3 protein-coding genes are annotated in these 2,085 nt (G+C 36.3%); 1 reads left to right on the top strand and 2 read right to left on the bottom strand.

The features are described from left to right. A partial coding sequence (locus ACKI2P_RS07050; RefSeq protein WP_407376309.1) for a DUF2264 domain-containing protein occupies positions 1-764 on the top strand: 764 nt, incomplete at its 5' end. 59 nt (positions 765-823) lie between these two features. Here ACKI2P_RS07050 and ACKI2P_RS07045 read toward each other — a convergent pair. Beyond that, positions 824-1,087 (bottom strand): hypothetical protein, encoded by a 264-nt coding sequence (locus tag ACKI2P_RS07045; RefSeq protein WP_407376307.1) that lies wholly within the window; start codon positions 1,085-1,087, stop codon positions 824-826. Between the two features lie 114 nt (positions 1,088-1,201). Beyond that, on the bottom strand, positions 1,202-2,011 hold the full coding sequence (locus tag ACKI2P_RS07040) for an ATP-binding protein (protein WP_407376305.1): 810 nt from the start codon (positions 2,009-2,011) through the stop codon (positions 1,202-1,204). Positions 2,012-2,085 lie beyond the last annotated feature (74 nt).

Here is a 2,085-nt window from a genome sequence, read left to right as displayed (position 1 = left end):
TACAAATGGATGATCAGGCAAGAATTATCCGTGAACTTAAAAATACAAGAGTTATCGCACCTTATGAAAATCACTGGTTATTATTTACTTCAATGATTGAAGCTGCTCTTTTGGAATTTACAGGAGAATGTGATAAAGAGCGTTTAAGCTATGGCGTTCGCAGGTTCAGAGATGAATTTTACATGGGCGACGGAATCTACTCCGACGGAGAAGATTACACCTCAGGCTATTTCAACAGCATTGTAATTCATCCTATGCTGAACGATATTCTAAAAGTGATGAGAAAATATGGAATCAGCGAAGGCGAATTTCTGGACGTTCAGCTGATGAGGTCTTCAAGATTGGCATCTCAACTGGAAAGAACCATTTCACCGGATGCGACATATCCTCTTTTGGGAACTTGTCTTGCTTACCGTTGCGGAATTTTCCATTCCCTATCACAGGCAGCATTATTAAAAATCTTACCTAGAAACATTCAGCCTTCTCAGGTCAGATCCGCTCTAACAGCTGTTTTGAAAAAGCAGTTTGGAGACAATCATAACTTTTCAAGTGCCGGATGGTTGCTTGTAGGGCTTAACGGTTCACAATTGGACATTTCAGAAAGTGATATCAACACAGGCAGTCTCTATTTCTGTTGCGCAATATTTTTAGCATTAGGTCTACCTGCTTCAGACGTTTTCTGGACAGAACCTTTCGCTGAATGGACAAGCATGCAGGCATGGAACGGACATCCTGTACAAAAAGATCAATCTATTGATTTTTAAATTTTTTTCTTTTTTTTTAACTTCCTGTTTTTGATGCAATAAATAATGAAAATTAGAATTTAAAGCGGATAAAAACCATTGGTTTCATGCTTGATTTTTAACCATCTTTCAAGCATCTTGTCTGCCAGTACAAATTTTCTTTCACGATTGAATTCAATTATTCCCTGATTGGAAAGTGAATCTATGAATCTTGTTATGCTGGATTTTGCATATCCCAGCTCATTGTCCAAATCGGATCTATTTGAGCCTTCATGCTCCAGAAGATAGATTATGAAATCCTTTTCTCCATCACTTAATCTTCCCCAGACATAAATCCACATCATGGCAACCTGGTCAATGTTAAACTTGAGAGTTTGTTTGATTATTTCCTCATCACATATTGTGTTATTAGGCAGGACTGATGAAAGGCTATTTATATATAGAGGAATTCCTCGTGTTCATGCGTAAAATCTTTCAAATCCCTCATCTGTGAATTTTAAGTTATTTGATTTTTCCTCGATGTATCTTCTTGTCTCATCAGCTGTGAACGGCTCGATATTTATCTGTATCAATCTTCCTCCGAATGCTTCTTCCTGACCGTTAATCATGTTGATTATATCTGAAGTTTTTGAAACAGAACCTGTGAAGACATAACCTACATTGAACTGCTTTTGAACAAAGCTTCTTATTAGCCAAAAGAATGCATCTGGTTTTTTAACTTTTTTCAATAGTTGAAACTCATCGATTACTATTATATATCCCTTTATGTCTTTTGACTCATCCACGATTTTTTGGGGAAGCTCCATTACAAATTTGGAAAGCTTGTCATAATTGTCATGGATTACCGGAACCGGAATGTCCATTATATTCGCATCTCCAGAAAAATCATAATTTTTCAATTGTAGTCCTTTAACATGCCCGGTTATTTTATCAATCCATTTTTTGTATGATTTCTTATCCTTAGACATTGTTTCGTTTATGGAATTCAAGATTGCCTTAAGCACTTCCTCCTCAGTTAGGTTTCCCTTTTGCCTTCCGACAATTTCGGATATATCAATAAATGATGTCAGAATGTCATCGCTTTGATCATTCAATACCTTTTTAAGAAGGAATGTCTTGCCCACGCCGCGATATCCTGTAATCAGCAATTGAGGTGGAATATCCAATCTGACTGTTGACAGCTGAGTATTTACCATGTTGATATCCCTCACCCGATTGAAAAAGTATTTGTCTATATCCTTCGGCATTGAAACCGGCATTATCTTCATTTTTAAACAACTCCATAATTTTTTTAATTGGACATGTTCCTTAATATCGAACATGTTTTATTTTATAAAACATA

The sequence above is a fragment of the Methanobrevibacter sp. genome (assembly GCF_045541095.1).
Classification (GTDB): domain Archaea; phylum Methanobacteriota; class Methanobacteria; order Methanobacteriales; family Methanobacteriaceae; genus Methanocatella.
Note: the sequence above shows the minus strand (reverse complement) of the source record. Positions and strands in the feature narration are given on the sequence as shown.

Bases quoted from the DNA above. Each gene is read 5' to 3' on its own strand.
- ACKI2P_RS07045 (WP_407376307.1), bottom strand. From the start codon at position 1,087: ATGATGTGGATTTATGTCTGGGGAAGATTAAGTGATGGAGAAAAGGAT.
- ACKI2P_RS07040 (WP_407376305.1), bottom strand. From the start codon at position 2,011: ATGAAGATAATGCCGGTTTCAATGCCGAAGGATATAGACAAATACTTT.